Annotated in this window: 14 protein-coding genes; 7 read left to right on the forward strand and 7 right to left on the reverse strand. The window is 69.4% G+C overall.

Going from position 1 to position 13,685, the window contains the following annotated elements; all coding sequences use genetic code 11:
• Positions 1-12 precede the first annotated feature (12 nt).
• From ACWEVR_RS22780 to ACWEVR_RS22800, 5 genes are all read right to left on the reverse strand, one after another.
• A complete protein-coding gene (locus ACWEVR_RS22780; RefSeq protein ID WP_067642979.1) occupies positions 13-402 on the reverse strand; it encodes a polyketide cyclase / dehydrase and lipid transport in 390 nt (129 codons plus the stop codon).
• 43 nt (positions 403-445) lie between these two features.
• On the reverse strand, positions 446-1,573 hold the full coding sequence (locus ACWEVR_RS22785) for a glycosyltransferase (protein WP_439266206.1): 1,128 nt from the start codon (positions 1,571-1,573) through the stop codon (positions 446-448).
• 63 nt (positions 1,574-1,636) lie between these two features.
• Positions 1,637-2,626: a peptidase MA family metallohydrolase gene (locus ACWEVR_RS22790; protein ID WP_452468635.1), complete on the reverse strand. Its 990-nt coding sequence runs from the start codon at positions 2,624-2,626 to the stop codon at positions 1,637-1,639.
• Between the two features lie 4 nt (positions 2,627-2,630).
• A complete protein-coding gene (locus ACWEVR_RS22795; RefSeq protein WP_452468636.1) occupies positions 2,631-3,656 on the reverse strand; it encodes an NlpC/P60 family protein in 1,026 nt (341 codons plus the stop codon).
• 219 nt (positions 3,657-3,875) lie between these two features.
• Positions 3,876-4,445, reverse strand: coding sequence for a C40 family peptidase (locus ACWEVR_RS22800; protein ID WP_452468637.1), 570 nt, complete (start codon positions 4,443-4,445; stop codon positions 3,876-3,878).
• A gap of 661 nt (positions 4,446-5,106) precedes the next feature.
• On the opposite strand from ACWEVR_RS22800, the gene ACWEVR_RS22805 reads away from it, so the two are divergent.
• From ACWEVR_RS22805 to ACWEVR_RS22825, 5 genes are all read left to right on the forward strand, one after another.
• The gene (locus ACWEVR_RS22805; RefSeq protein ID WP_452468638.1) at positions 5,107-6,336 is read left to right on the forward strand and encodes an ATP-binding protein; all 1,230 of its coding nucleotides are present in this window, start codon (positions 5,107-5,109) and stop codon (positions 6,334-6,336) included.
• Positions 6,337-6,346: 10 nt separating this feature from the next.
• On the forward strand, positions 6,347-7,357 hold the full coding sequence (locus ACWEVR_RS22810) for a hypothetical protein (protein ID WP_452468639.1): 1,011 nt from the start codon (positions 6,347-6,349) through the stop codon (positions 7,355-7,357).
• A 132-nt stretch (positions 7,358-7,489) separates the two neighbouring features.
• Positions 7,490-9,424: a DEDD exonuclease domain-containing protein gene (locus tag ACWEVR_RS22815; protein WP_452468684.1), complete on the forward strand. Its 1,935-nt coding sequence runs from the start codon at positions 7,490-7,492 to the stop codon at positions 9,422-9,424.
• A gap of 116 nt (positions 9,425-9,540) precedes the next feature.
• A complete protein-coding gene (gene trpF, locus ACWEVR_RS22820; protein WP_157105098.1) occupies positions 9,541-10,071 on the forward strand; it encodes a phosphoribosylanthranilate isomerase in 531 nt (176 codons plus the stop codon).
• A gap of 4 nt (positions 10,072-10,075) precedes the next feature.
• Positions 10,076-10,351: an Lrp/AsnC family transcriptional regulator gene (locus ACWEVR_RS22825; RefSeq protein ID WP_452468640.1), complete on the forward strand. Its 276-nt coding sequence runs from the start codon at positions 10,076-10,078 to the stop codon at positions 10,349-10,351.
• 5 nt (positions 10,352-10,356) lie between these two features.
• On the opposite strand, the gene trpD is transcribed toward ACWEVR_RS22825, so the two are convergent.
• Complete coding sequence (gene trpD / locus ACWEVR_RS22830; RefSeq protein WP_452468641.1) at positions 10,357-11,466, reverse strand: anthranilate phosphoribosyltransferase; 1,110 nt, start codon at positions 11,464-11,466, stop codon at positions 10,357-10,359.
• Positions 11,467-11,543: 77 nt separating this feature from the next.
• Positions 11,544-11,963 carry a hypothetical protein gene (locus ACWEVR_RS22835; protein WP_452468642.1) on the reverse strand — a complete coding sequence of 140 codons (420 nt, stop codon included), beginning with the start codon at positions 11,961-11,963 and terminating at the stop codon, positions 11,544-11,546.
• A gap of 180 nt (positions 11,964-12,143) precedes the next feature.
• Here ACWEVR_RS22835 and ctaE point away from each other — a divergent pair, with 180 nt between their 5' ends.
• A complete protein-coding gene (ctaE, locus tag ACWEVR_RS22840; protein WP_439266192.1) occupies positions 12,144-12,755 on the forward strand; it encodes an aa3-type cytochrome oxidase subunit III in 612 nt (203 codons plus the stop codon).
• 58 nt (positions 12,756-12,813) lie between these two features.
• Positions 12,814-13,671 (forward strand): cytochrome bc1 complex diheme cytochrome c subunit, encoded by an 858-nt coding sequence (gene qcrC, locus ACWEVR_RS22845; RefSeq protein WP_357398017.1) that lies wholly within the window; start codon positions 12,814-12,816, stop codon positions 13,669-13,671.
• The last annotated feature ends 14 nt before the right edge of the window (positions 13,672-13,685 follow it).

Raw genomic sequence — 13,685 nt, forward strand, 5'->3', positions numbered from 1 at the left:
GGATTCCTTTCGTTACAGCGCCGAGGCGGGTGCGACGCCCGCGGGGCGGCCCGCTTCCAGCCGTGCCTTCAGTTCGAACGACATGTCCTTGCCCGCGACCCGCCGCGCGCGGTTGGCGGCGGCCAGCGCCCGCGGTGTGAGCGGCTTGCTCGCGGTGGGCTCGGCGTGCAGGAAGTAGTGCAGGATCGCGCCGTCGGCGACGGCCTCGAGCCACACCTCCATGGTGCCGGTCAGCGGGCCCGCGACCGTCCAGCGGATGCCCTTGTCGCCCCGGTCCTCCCGCACGTCGAGGTGCAGGTCGGGCCACCAGCGGCGCCAATTGTTCGGTGCGCCGAGCACCTCGGCGATCGCGGCGGGCGGCGCGGCGAGAAAGGTCTGATCGGCGACCTGGATACTGCTCACCTCGCTGAGAGTAATGGACGCGCCACCGCGACAGTCCGGGGTGTCATCCGAGCAGTTGCCGCAGCCGGGCTCCCTGGCGATCCCAATGCCAGTTCCGCTGCACCCACTCGCGGCCCGCGGCACCCATGCGCGCGGCGTTGTCGCGGTCGGTGAGCAGCTCGACGATGGCATCGCTGATCTGCGGCAGCGAACGACCGTGCACCACCAGACCGGTCTCGCCCTCGCGCACCGTCTCCGGCGCCCCGCCGGAATCGCCTGCCACCACCGGCACCCCGGTCGCGGATGCCTCGAGGAACACGATGCCGAGGCCCTCCACGTCCAGCCCGGCGCCACGGGTGCGGCACGGCATGGCGAACACATCGGCGATGGTGTGGTGGGCGGCGAGCTCACCGGAGGGGACGCGGCCGGTGAACACCACGCTGTCACCGAGGTCGAGGGCCTCGGCCAGGCCGCGCAACCGGTTCTCGTACGGTCCGCCGCCCGCGATGACCAGTACCGCGCCGTCGACCCGTTCCCTGATCTCGTTCATCGCGACGATGAGCATGTCCTGGCCCTTGCGTGGCACCAGTCGCGACAGGCACAGAACGGTCGGCCGGTCGCCGAGGCCGTAGCGGGCGCGCAGCTCGGCGCGGGCGCCCGGGTCGGGGCGGAATTCGGAGGGGTCGACACCCGGGGGTAGATGTTCCAGCGCCGCGCGCGGACCGAACGCCGAGGCGAACCGGCCTCGGGTGTACTTGCTGACGTAGGTGACCACATCGGTGTTCTCGCCGATCGTGCGCAACACCTGGCGCGAACCGGGCAGCATCGACCAGCCGACCTCGTGGCCGTGGGTGCTGGCCAGGATGCGTTCGGCGCCCGCTCGACGCAGTGCGGGCGCCATCGCGGCCAGTGGCGCGGCGGCACCGAACCAGACTGTGTCGCAATCGTTTTCGCGCAACAGCGCACTTGCTCGCTTGATCACGGCTGGGGTGGGAAGCATGAGTGTGGTCGGGTGGCGGACCACGCGGAACTTCTGGGTGGCGTCGAACTTCTCGTGACTGTCACCGCGCCAGCGGGGGGCGTAGACGACGAGGTCCTCCGGGGGCAGCTGCTGGGTCAGTGCCTGCAGATAGGACTGGATTCCACCCGGCCGAGGTGGGAAATCGTTGGTAACCAGGAGAGTTCGGGCCATAGTGAACAACCTAATGTGTCGGTGCCTCGACGAGGGGCGGCGGTCGGGCGAGGTGGCCGGTGGTCAGACAGCGTGGGAGCGCAGCCAGGAGCGCCAGCCGTCGAGCAGCTGGGATCGGGAGGCACCGAGGACGGTGGTGAACGCCGCGTCCTGGGCTGCGGTCGACTGCGGGCCCTGCGCGAGCTGCCGGTACAGCTGGGTGAGCGCGGCCGGACCGTGCCGGTCGGCGATGTAGGCGCACGCGCTCCACGCCGATTCGTAGGCGAAGGCGGCGTCGGTGCCGGTGAACTCGGCGTCGGTGACCAGGTCGGCAGGCAGCGTGCCCGCCCGTAACCGCGTGGTGAGTGTCGGGGCGATCTGCGAGAAGGTCTGACCGCTCGCGCGCTGGGCGACGTACTCGGCGAACCCCTCGAGCAGCCACTGCGGCGCACCGTCGACGGTGACCGCGCGGGTGGCGACGTGGGTGAGTTCGTGGCGCAACAGGGTCGCCATGCCTTCGTCACCGACGCGGCGACGGGCATCGGGGTTGAACACGATGCGCTGCTCGGTGGGTTCGGTACCGGGTACGTAGGAGCCGGTCAACGACACCGCGGCCACGTCGGCGGTGGTCGACGCCCCCGCCCGGCGGGTCAACGCGGTGAACTCGGCGCTGTTGCTCGCGACCACGATGACCGGTGCCCGGTTCCACTCGGTGCCCCACACGGCGCTGACGTCGGCGATCGCGGGCGCGAGCTGGGCCTCGAGCACCTCGAGGTCGGCTTCGTGGCCCGGATGGGCCACCACCAGCGCGGTGTCGGCGCCACCGGCCTCGACCTGACGCACCAGGATCGGGCCGAACGGCTGCACCTCGCGGCGCACCGGGGCAAGGCGCGGATCGTCGATGCCGACGGTCGTGCCGAGCACCTCGGCCTGCTCGGTGGCCAGCTGCAGCGGTCCGGCGTTGCGCGGCACCAGGATCAGGGCGACGCACGCCCCGGTCAGCAGGGTGACCGAGGCGAGCGTGAGACAGAATTCGAGTCGGCCACGCGCCGACAGCCAGGTGCGCACGTTCACGGCCTCAGTATCGCCGGGCCGAGTGATAGGGGGTGGTGTCGATCGGTGCGACGGCGACGGGTACGCCGAAGGTGGAGGCGTGCACCATCATTCCGTTGCCCGCGTAGATCCCGACGTGCGAGATCTCCGGATAGAACAGCACCACGTCACCGGGTTGCAGATCTTCCTTCGCCACGGGCGTGCCGTACCCGGCCTGCGCGGAACTGGTGCGCGGGACGTTCTTGCCGACCTGCTTGAAGGCCCACTGCACGAGACCGGAGCAGTCGAACTGGTCGGGGCCCGTGGCGCCCCACACGTACGGGTCGCCGACCCGGGTGAGGGCGGCGGCCAGCGCGCTCGTTCCGCTACCGGGAACGAGGCCTGCGAGCAGGCTGTCTCGATCGAAGCCGGGCGGGAAGGGTGAGCCGGCGAGAGTGGACTTGTCGCGGGCCGACAGCGCACCCCACGCCTCGACGACCTGGGTGGTCGCGGCCGCGAGGTCGGCACGCTTGCGGTCGACATCGGCGCGCACGGCCTCGGCGGCGGCGGTCGCGGCGCGGGCGGCATCGGCGGCGGTGCGGGCGGTGGTCTCGGCGGCGGTCGCCGCGTCGGCGGCCTTCTTGAATTCGCGGACCGAGTCGGCGGTCTGCTGGGACAGCACGTCGAGGGTCGACATCTTGTCCAGCAGTTGCTGGGGGGAGTTGCTCGACAGCACGGCGAACATGCGGTCGGTGCGCGCGCCGGTGTAGGCGGCCACGGCGGCGCGGTCGATCATCGGCTGGAATTTGCGCACTTCGGCACGGGCCGCGTCGGCGACGGCCGTCGCGGCGGCGAGCTTCGCGTCGACATCGCGCTGGACGGCCAGCTTCGCGTCGAGTTCGGTTTGCGCGGTGAGGGATTCCTGGTTGACCACTTCGGCCTGCCGGGACAGGTCGACCATGCGGGCGATCGCGTCACCGGCGGTGGTAGGGAGGGCGACCGGGTCGGCCGAGGAGGGGCCGGCCACGGCGGCGGTGCAGACCAGGACGGTCGCGCTCAGGGCTCCGGCCAATCCACGCGCTGCGTGAAATCTCCGGTGTTGTGATCTCACAGTGCCCCGTGCCCCGTTCTCTCGATATCCGACGATGCCAGCGCCTTACCTGAACCCGGACTTCCCCGTCCGCCACGAAGGTCTCGATCAGATTACGGAACGGCGAGGGTTCGTGTCCAGTGGGGCACGAAAGGGTCACGGTGCGCCCTTCCCCGAGAACGACGCACCGTGCCGGCTGGATCAGAAGCGGCGCGCACCCGCGAACGGCATCGAGTCGAGCGAGGCGACGTGCACCGGCGAACCCGAGGTGGCGGCGTGGACGACATTGCCGTCACCGGCGTAGAGGCCCGAGTGGCCGCCGCCGTAGAACGACACCAGGTCGCCGGGGCGCAGGTCGCCGAGCGCGACCGGGGTGCCTGCGCCGAGCTGGGCGCCGCTGGTGCGGGGCAGCTCGATGCCCGCCTGGCGGTAGGCCCACTGGACCAGACCCGAGCAGTCGAAGGCGTCCGGGCCCGCGGCACCGTAGACGTAGGGGGAGCCGACCTTGCTCAGTGCGGCATCGAGGGCGATGTCGGCGGCGGTGGCGGTGGGCGCGGTGAACACGTGCGGCGCGGCCGGGGCCTCGATGCCGGGGATGCCCGCAGGGATCGGGATCTCGTTGGGCACCTCGAAGGTGCCGATGCCGGGCACGGTGACGGGCGTCGCCGACGCGGGAGCGGCCGGCAGGAGGAACGCGCCGATGGTGGCAGCGCCGACGGCTCCGGCGGCAACGGCACGCTGCGCCTGACGCTTGACGGTGTTGGTCGCCATGATGCGGTACTTCCAATCTGCCCCACGACGTCCCGTCCGTATGACGGGGCGGACTCCTCGCGCCGAGCCGTTGCGGCCTGGCGGACTCCGTGAGGTCTCGAAAAGGTTACGAACCAATCACGGTGGTTTGTAAAGTCGGACATGTGTCCTGGAAGGGAATTCGTCGATTCGACCGGAACGAACGTGCGACGTGAGTCACACCGAATCACGAAAAGATAACGCCAGGTCGAATTTCTCGAGCGGGCCGACTGCCCTCCGGCGCGGCGTCGGGTCGGTGTGTCTGTGCGACACGCCGTGAATTCTCAGTGAAGTCCCAGGTTGGGCGAGCGTGGCGCCAAGGCGACCCGCCGGTTGACATCCAGTCGACACGCCGGGCGCGCCGCCCGCTGTCGCGGTCGGAATCTGGAAACGTCACTTATCCGATCGTTTCGGCGGCAGTAATGCATAACCGCGATATCTGTGATGCCGGTCTCAATTGGGTTTGCTCGCGGTCATTTTGTTCGCATCGGTGCGAAATATTCGCGGCGAATGATCGGCATCGGGTCGGGCACCCGGCTCGCGGACCTGGTCCCGGTGGGTGGGACCGAACTTCGGTCGATTCAGCGAAACCCGTTGGGGCGGTTACGGTACGGTCGAATGTTCGCGGTGCGAAGGGGGAGAGGTGACCGACGACCAGGTACTCACCGACATGCTGACGATGCTCGACCGCAGTCCGGGGGTGCTCGCGCTGCGCGTGTGCGTCATCGAGCTGCTGATCGAGCGGCAACGGTATGCCGATGCGCTGGCTCACTGTGGTGTCGCACTCGGGAACGAGCCCGGAAACGCGCAGGTCCTGGCCTTGATGACACGGTGTAGTACCGCGTTGAGCGGTGGATCGCCGGAACCGGCGCCCGCCGCCCCGCCCGCTGCCGTGCCGACGGGCTACGACTGGGCGGCCGCCGAGAGTCAGGTCGGCGACATCATCGCCCCCGCCTTCGTCGATGCCCCCGCCGAGTTCGTCACCGACGACGACGCGGCCACTCTCGAGCGCCCTCGCTTCGGCTTGGCCGATGTGGGTGGCATGGACGAGGTGAAGCGTCAGCTCGACCTCACCCTGCTCGGTCCGCTGCGCAATCCCGAGCTCGCCAAGGCGTTCGGCACCTCCGCCCGCGGCGGCCTGCTGCTCTACGGCCCGCCCGGCTGCGGCAAGACCTTCATCGCCTCGGCGGTGGCCGGAGAACTCGGCGCCAACTTCTATCCGATCGAGATCGCCGACATCCTCGACATCTACACCGGGTCGAGTGAGCGCAATGTGCACAGCATCTTCGAGATGGCCCGCCGTAATGCCCCGTGCGTGCTGTTCCTCGACGAAGTGGACGCGCTCGGACACAAGCGCAGCCAGATGCACGGCTCCTCGGCGATGCGCACGGTGGTGAACCAGCTGCTCACCGAAATGGATTCGGCGACCCACAGCAATGAGGGCGTGTTCGTGCTCGGCGCGACGAACCACCCGTGGGACGTGGATGTGGCGCTGCGCAGGCCGGGCCGGTTCGACCGGATGATCTTCGTCGGCCTGCCGGACGCGGCCGCGCGCCGGTCGATCCTGCACTACCACTTGCGTGACCGTCCGATCGCCGGCATCGACCTCACTGCCCTCGCCACGCACACCGAGGGCCTGTCCGGCGCCGACCTCGCCCACATCTGCACCTCGGCCACCCAGCTGGCGATGGCGGACTCGATGCGCACGGGTGAAGTGCGTCCCGTCGGCATGCCCGATGTGCGGGCCGCGCTCGCCCAGGTGCGGCCGAGTACCGGTGCCTGGTTCGAATCCGCCCGCAATGTGGTCGAATTCGCCAACGGCGACGGGAGCTATGACGATCTCGCCCGGTACCTGAAGCGCGTCAAGCGCTGAACCGGCACCGATGAGCGAACCGCGACTCGATCGGGCCGTCGTACTGGTCGAGTTGGACCGACTCGAGGCGGCCCGCGCCGAGCTGGCCGCCCTCCTGGCCGTCGAACCCGACAACGCCGATGCCCACGCACATGTCGCGCACACGTGGCTGAGGTCCGCGGATTTCGCCACCGCGAGCGCGGCGGCACGCACGGCGCTGCGCCACGACCCCGAGCACCTGTTCGGGTGGGTCCTGCTCGCGCTCAGTGAACACGGCTTGTTCGACCGGCTGACCGATACCGATCGGATCGCGGCGCTCGCCCATCAGGACGAGGCGGTGCGCGCGGCGTACACCTGCGCGGACCTGAATCCCTGGTCGGCCGAGTGTCACCGGGTACTCGCGGTCGTGCTGGCGCCCCGGGACCGCGAGGCGGCGCTGGCCGCCGTCGACGTCGGCATCGAACTCGACCCGCAGGAACCTCTGCTCTACATCACGCGTGCCCGCGTGCTGTGGCACGGCGCCGAGGCCGACGCCCAGCGCGCCGTGGCGTTGCGTGCGGCACTCGAGCAGGCGTTGCGGCTGGAACCCGACAATGCCGAGGCCATGTATCTGCTCGGCGCGGACGCCGCGCGGTCGGGCAGGCGGGCGGATGCCGAGCGGTGGCTGTTGCGGGCCGCCGAACTCGAACCGGCCCACGGGCCCGCGGCGCGGGAACTGTTGCGGCAGGTACCCGATCCTTCCGGGTCGTTGCGAGACCCGGCGGTGCGCCGCGAGTACCTCGGCGGTCCGAGCGCAGGCGGTGCCAGGCGATCGAGCACAGGCGCGATCGCCGTACTCGTCTGCTTGTTCGTCGTCGGACTGGCCCGCGCTGTGTCGGGGGTCGACACCGACGACGCCTCGACCCGCCCCACCACAACCCAGCGCCCACCGCTCACCTACTACAAGCCGCAGCCGCTGCCCACCTTCCCCGAGTGGAGCCGCTACTTGACGGCTCGTCCCACCCCACCCCTCCCCGCCTGGCCACAGCACGTGCCCCGCTGAACCCGCCACCCTTCACCGAGGCAACCTCCTGGCAAGGCGGAGGGATCGCCGCGCAGCGTCGGGACCGCAGGGGCCGCCGACTCGAGCGCGCCAGCGCTCCAACCAACACTGTCGGACCCCTTCCTTACTCTGCTGTGCGTGCCCGACCCTGTACTCCCGGCCGCGCGGCAGCTGGCCTTCGACGAGCTCGATACGCCGTTGTATGCCACCACTTTCGTCGTCGTCGACCTGGAGACCACCGGGACCAGCCCCGACGGTGATGCGATCACCGAGATCGGGGCGGTGAAGGTGCGTGGGGGAGAGGTGTTGGGGGAGTTCGCGACCCTGGTGAATCCGGGGTACGAGATTCCACCCGCGATCGTGCAGATCACCGGGATCACCACGGCCATGGTGTATGCCGCGCCGCGGATCGAGGCGGTGCTGCCGGGGTTTCTCGAGTTCGCGGCGGGGGCGGTGCTGGTGGCGCACAATGCCCGGTTCGACACGGCTTTCCTGAAAGCCGCTGCCGCGCGCCAGGACATTCCGTGGCCGAATCCGCAGGTGTTGTGCACGGTGAAGCTGGCGCGGCGGGTGCTCACTCGCGACGAGGCGCCGTCGGCGCGGCTGGGGGTGCTGGCACAGATCCTCGGTGCGTCGACCACGCCGACGCACCGCGCTCTCGACGATGCCCGCGCCACCGTCGACGTGTTGCACGCGCTGATCGCCCGCGTCGGTAACCAGGGTGTGCAGAGCCTGACGGAACTGCTCGACTATCTGCCCGGTGTCACCGGAACACAGCGCGCCAAAAGGACATTCGCCAACGATCTCCCCGCCGCGCCGGGTGTGTATCTGTTCCGCGGTCCGTCCGACGAAGTCCTCTATATAGGGACGGCGGTGAATCTGCGCCGCCGCGTGCGCAACTACTTCACCGGCTCGGAGACTCGCGGCCGCATGAAAGAGATGGTGGCGCTGGCACAACGGGTCGACCACGTGGTCTGCGCGCACGGACTCGAAGCCGGTGTTCGCGAACTGCGACTGCTCGCCGCCCACGCCCCGCCTTACAACCGCCGTTCGAAGTTCCCCAAGCGTGGCTGGTGGCTCACTCTCACCGACGAACCCTTTCCGCGCCTGGTCGCCGTTCGCACGCCGACCCGAACTGCTCTCGGCCCGTTCAACTCTCGCGCCGACGCCGTAGATGTCGGCCTGACCATCGCCGAATTCGCGGGTCTGCGCACCTGTGCCACCCGGCTCACCCGCGCCGCGATACACATGTGCCAACCAGCGATCGTCGGCGGATGCCCGGCCGCCCGTAACGACGGCTCGGATGCCGCCACCTACGCACCCGCCGCCGGTTCGGTTCGCGATCTGCTCACGGGTCGCTCCGACACCCTCCTGCGCGCGATGCTCGAGCGCATCGAAACCTATTCCACGGCAGAGCATTTCGAGGCAGCTGCCCGCCTGCGTGATCGCACCGCCGCCGTGGTCACCAAACTGGCGCGCACGCAACGACTGGCTGCCCTGGCCCGCCTCGCCGAACTGATCATCGCCCTTCCCGACGGCGCGGGCGGCTGGGAATTCTCCGTCATCCGCCACGGCCGCCTCGCCGCCGCGGGCGTCGCCCGGCGCGGCGCGCCACCCATGGCCGTCGTAGACCAGATCGTGGCCGCCGCGGAAACGGTCGTGCCCGATCTCGGCGACGCGGCAACGAGCAAGGAGCGCACACCGTCACGAGCAGCGATGCCGATCCCCGGAATCGCCGCCGCCTCGGCGACAACCGATCCGTCCGAGCCCACTGCCGAGCCTCCCGCGTCGCCCATCACGGCTCCGTCGCTCGCCGAGGCTGCCGGGTCGCGCGCCGAGCGGCCGGCCGTGTTCGCCCACGACGTACCCCCGCTCCTCGGTGCGCCGCCGGAAGAGGTCGGCGTCATCGCGCGTTGGCTCGCCAAACCCGGCGCCAGGATCGTCCGGACCAGCGACGGGTACTGCGAACCCTTGCACGGTGCCGCCCGCTGGGTCGCCTGGGCGCAGCTGGCCCGGGAGGCGGCGCAAGTGCGGTCCGAGCAGGAGCAGTATCTGGCGGAGCGGTGAACGCGACCGGCGCTGTTCCACCGCCCTGACCGCCACACACCTGGCCCGTCCTGGATCATGGTCGGTGGCGTTCACGGTGGAAAGGACTGGTGGCGGTGTTCGTGAAAGTGTGTGGGTTGACCACCGAGGAACAGATCGACTGGGCGGTCGAGCTGGGCTACTCGGCGATCGGCGTCATGGTCACGCCCAAGAGCAAGCGATACCGCACGCCCGAGCAGGCCCGTGCCCTCGCCGACTACGCGCGCGGTCGCATCACCACCTTCGCGGTCGCGCTGGAACACGCCGAAGTCGCCGAGGTGGCCGACGCCTTCGACGTCGTCCAGCTCTACCGGTGGGCCGACCTGCCGAACCTGGCCTTCTGCTCCTCGACCCCGCCCGCACCCGAGCAGACCAGCGAATACTTCTTCTACGACGCCAGCGCGGGCAGCGGCGTCTTCGAGGAGTTCCCCGACTGGGTGCGCGCCCAGCCGGGCCGGGTGGTGCTGGCCGGTGGCCTCGACCCGGACAATGTCGCCGACGTCATCGCCCGCCACCGTCCCTACGGCGTCGACGTATCGAGTTCGCTGGAAACGGCACCGGGTGTGAAGAGCTACGACCTCATGCGACGGTTCAAAGCGGCCACCGAGCGGCCCGAAGTTCTAGGCTGATCCCATGATTACCGCGATCGTGCTGATCCAGGCCGAGAACTCTCGCATCCCCGAGACCGCACAGGCGCTCGCCGATACCACAGGAGTCGCCGAGGTGTACTCCTGCGCCGGCGATGTGGACCTGATCGCGATCGTGCGGGTACGCGATCACGAGCGCATCGCCGAGGTCGTCACCGAGGGCATCGACAAGGTCGACGGGGTGGTGCGCACCACCACCCACATCGCCTTCAAGTCGTATTCCAGTGCCGACGTGGAAGCCGGATTCTCCCTGGGGGAGTAGGGCTTTCAGTTGTCGTCGAGGACCTGGGTGAGTTCGGCCCAGGTCTGCAGCAACTTCGCGGACGCGCCGCTGTCCACCGCGGCGGCGGCGCGTTCCATCGCCGCCGAGAGCGCGGCGTCCAGGTCGAGATCGACATCGCCCACGCCACGTGACAGGTCGTAGGCGACGATCGCCGCGGCCGAATTCAGCAGCACCGCGTCCCGCACCGGACCCGGCGTCCCGGCGAAGACCTCCCGCGCGATCCGCGCGTTCTCGGCCGCATCGCCGCCACGCAACTCGTCGAGATCGACGCGGGGGATGCCGAGCGCGGTCGGATCGAGCACCGTCTGCTCGACGCGCCCACCGCTGACCACCCACACATCGGTCAGATCCGAGGTGGTGATCTCGTCGAGCCCGTCGCGCCCGCGCACTACGAGCGCACTGGCGCTGTACTCGGCGGGGGTCCCCGCGACACCCGGTACCGCGTCGGCGAAGCGGCGTCGCGCGAACACACCCGCGATCACCGGCGCCAGGTCCTCGAACGCGCAGCCGATCAGCCCGGCGCGCGGCTGCGCCGGATTCGTCAGCGGGCCGAGGACATTGAACACGGTCGGAATGCCGATCTCCTTGCGCGCCGCACCCGCGAAACGCAGACCCGAATGGAACAGCGGCGCGAAGCAGAACCCGATCCCGGCCTCGCGCACCGACCGCGCCACCGACTGCGGGCCGAGCGCCAGCTTCACACCGAGCGCCTCGAGCACATCGGCGCCACCGGCCTTCGACGACGCGGCCCTGTTGCCGTGCTTGACCACCGGCACCCCCGCCGACGCGACGACCACCGAGGACATGGTGGAAATGTTCACCGACCCGGAACGATCACCGCCGGTGCCGACGATGTCGACCGCGTCCCCGTCGACGTGCACCAGCCGCGCGTGCCCGAGCATCCCCGACACCATGCCCGCCAGTTCGGCGGGGGTGGGGCCCTTGATCTTCATGGCGACGCCGAAGGCCGCGATCTGGGCAGGGGTGGCGTTGTCGGTGAAGATCTCGTCGATCACCCACGCGGTGTCGTCGGAGCCGAGGTCACCCCCGTCGGCGAGTGTCCCGAGCACCTGGGGCCAGCTGCGCACGCTCATCTGCTCTGCATCTCCGTTTCGACGACGGGCGCAACGAGGTTGCGCTTGCGCAACCACTGTGCGCTCGATCGGCAAGTTTAGGCGGCCGGACGTGGCGGCTGCAGCGCGTCCCACCCGTCGGCGACCCCGTCGTGGCGTTGCGCCAGGCCCGCCATCCGCGAACGTTCCTGCGAGATCGTCAGCGGGTCGAGCAGCTGTACCCGCTGCAGCAGCACGGGCACGAGCTCGTCGGAGACCCCGCGCACCACCTCCGCGCGCTCGTAGCCGTCGTATCCGGCGATCTCACAGGCCTCGTCGATGCGATCGGCGGGTAGCCGCAGATGGTGCCGCAACACCGCCTGCGCGCCGCGATCGAGATCGACGGCCCGGTCGAGCGCCACCGAGGACGCCTCGGCGTCGTCGAAGCTCGACGCGACGACGACCAGATCCTCGCGCGTGGGATCGAGCCCACCGGGTTGCCCACCGAAGAGCCGCCGCCACATCCGCACTACGACCATCGTCGCCTCCTCGTCTCAGCCTATCCACATCCAACGCTGTCACAATGAGTTGTCACGCGAAGAGTCGCCAACACGCCGACGGGTGCTTCGGACCCCCTCTGTACGTGGGTTTTCCGGTCCGCGCGACAAACTTTCGTACCCGGGTACAGCTGTCGTACTACGAAGAGTCATACTTACCCCGTGACGACCGCAGTAGGCACCCCAGGATCGGCCATTACTCAGCGTGTGCATTCGCTGAACCGGCCCAACATGGTCAGCGTCGGAACCATCATCTGGCTGTCGAGCGAGCTGATGTTCTTCGCCGGCCTCTTCGCCATGTACTTCGTTGCGCGCGCGCAAGCGCACGGCGACTGGCCCCCGGAGCCCACCGAGCTGAACCTCGCGTTGGCTGTTCCGGTGACGGCCGTGCTGATCGCATCGTCGTTCACCTGCCAGATGGGCGTGTTCGCCGCGGAGAAGGGCGACGTGTTCGGCCTGCGCCGCTGGTACACGATCACCCTGCTGATGGGTGCCTTCTTCGTCGCCGGTCAGGCGTACGAGTACTACCACCTGGCGCACGAGGGCACGACCATCGCGGGCAGCTCCTACGGCTCGGTCTTCTACATCACCACCGGCTTCCACGGTCTGCACGTGATCGGCGGTCTGATCGCGTTCGTGTTCCTGCTCATCCGCACCACGCTGAGCAAGTTCACCCCCGCTCAGGCCACCGCCGCCATCGTGGTGTCCTACTACTGGCATTTCGTCGACATCGTCTGGATCGGGCTGTTCGCCACGATCTACTTCGTCAGCTAGCCCGCGGGCACACAAGCTTTTGCACAAGTCGGTTCCGTCTACTCCAAAGGGACTACAGATGAGTTCATCTCCCCCGTCGGCCCCCGAGCCCGCAGGCGCCGGTCAGGCTGCCAAGACGCGCAAGCAGCGTCGTGCCCGCCGTCGTATCGCGGGTGCGCTCGCGCTGATGGTCGGCCTCGTCGGAGCCGGCTTCCTGGCGAGCGCGCTCACCCCCGAGCCGCAGATCGCCACCGCGAACGAGGACCAGTCCGCGCTGATCCGTGAGGGCAAGCAGCTCTACGAGACCTCGTGCATCACCTGCCACGGTGCGAACCTGCAGGGTGTGCCCGATCGCGGTCCGAGCCTGATCGGTGTCGGTGAGGCCGCGGTCTACTTCCAGGTCTCCTCCGGCCGTATGCCGATGGTGCGCAACGAGGCCCAGGCCATGCGCAAGCCCGAGAAGTTCGACGCGCATCAGACCGACGCGCTCGGCGCCTACGTCGCCGCCAACGGCGGTGGCCCCTCGGTGATCCGCGACGCCAACGGCGAAATCGCCCAGGAATCGCTGCGCGGCGACGACATCGGCCGCGGTTCGGAGCTGTTCCGCATGAACTGCGCGTCCTGCCACAACTTCACCGGTCGTGGTGGCGCGCTGTCGGGCGGTAAGTTCGCTCCGCCGCTCGAGCCGGCCAACGAGCAGCAGATCTACGACGCCATGCTCACCGGCCCGCAGAACATGCCCAAGTTCTCCGACCGCCAGCTGACGCCGGAAGAGAAGCGCGACATCGTCGCCTACGTCAAGAACGCCGCGGAGGAGAAGTCGCCCGGCGGCTGGGATCTCGGCGGTTTCGGTCCGGCGACCGAGGGTCTCGCCATCTGGGTCATCGGCATCACCGCCACCGTCGGTGCGGCCATGTGGATCGGTTCCCGGACATGATCGGGCAGGTCGCG

It is taken from the genome of Nocardia sp. NPDC003979 (assembly GCF_053605015.1).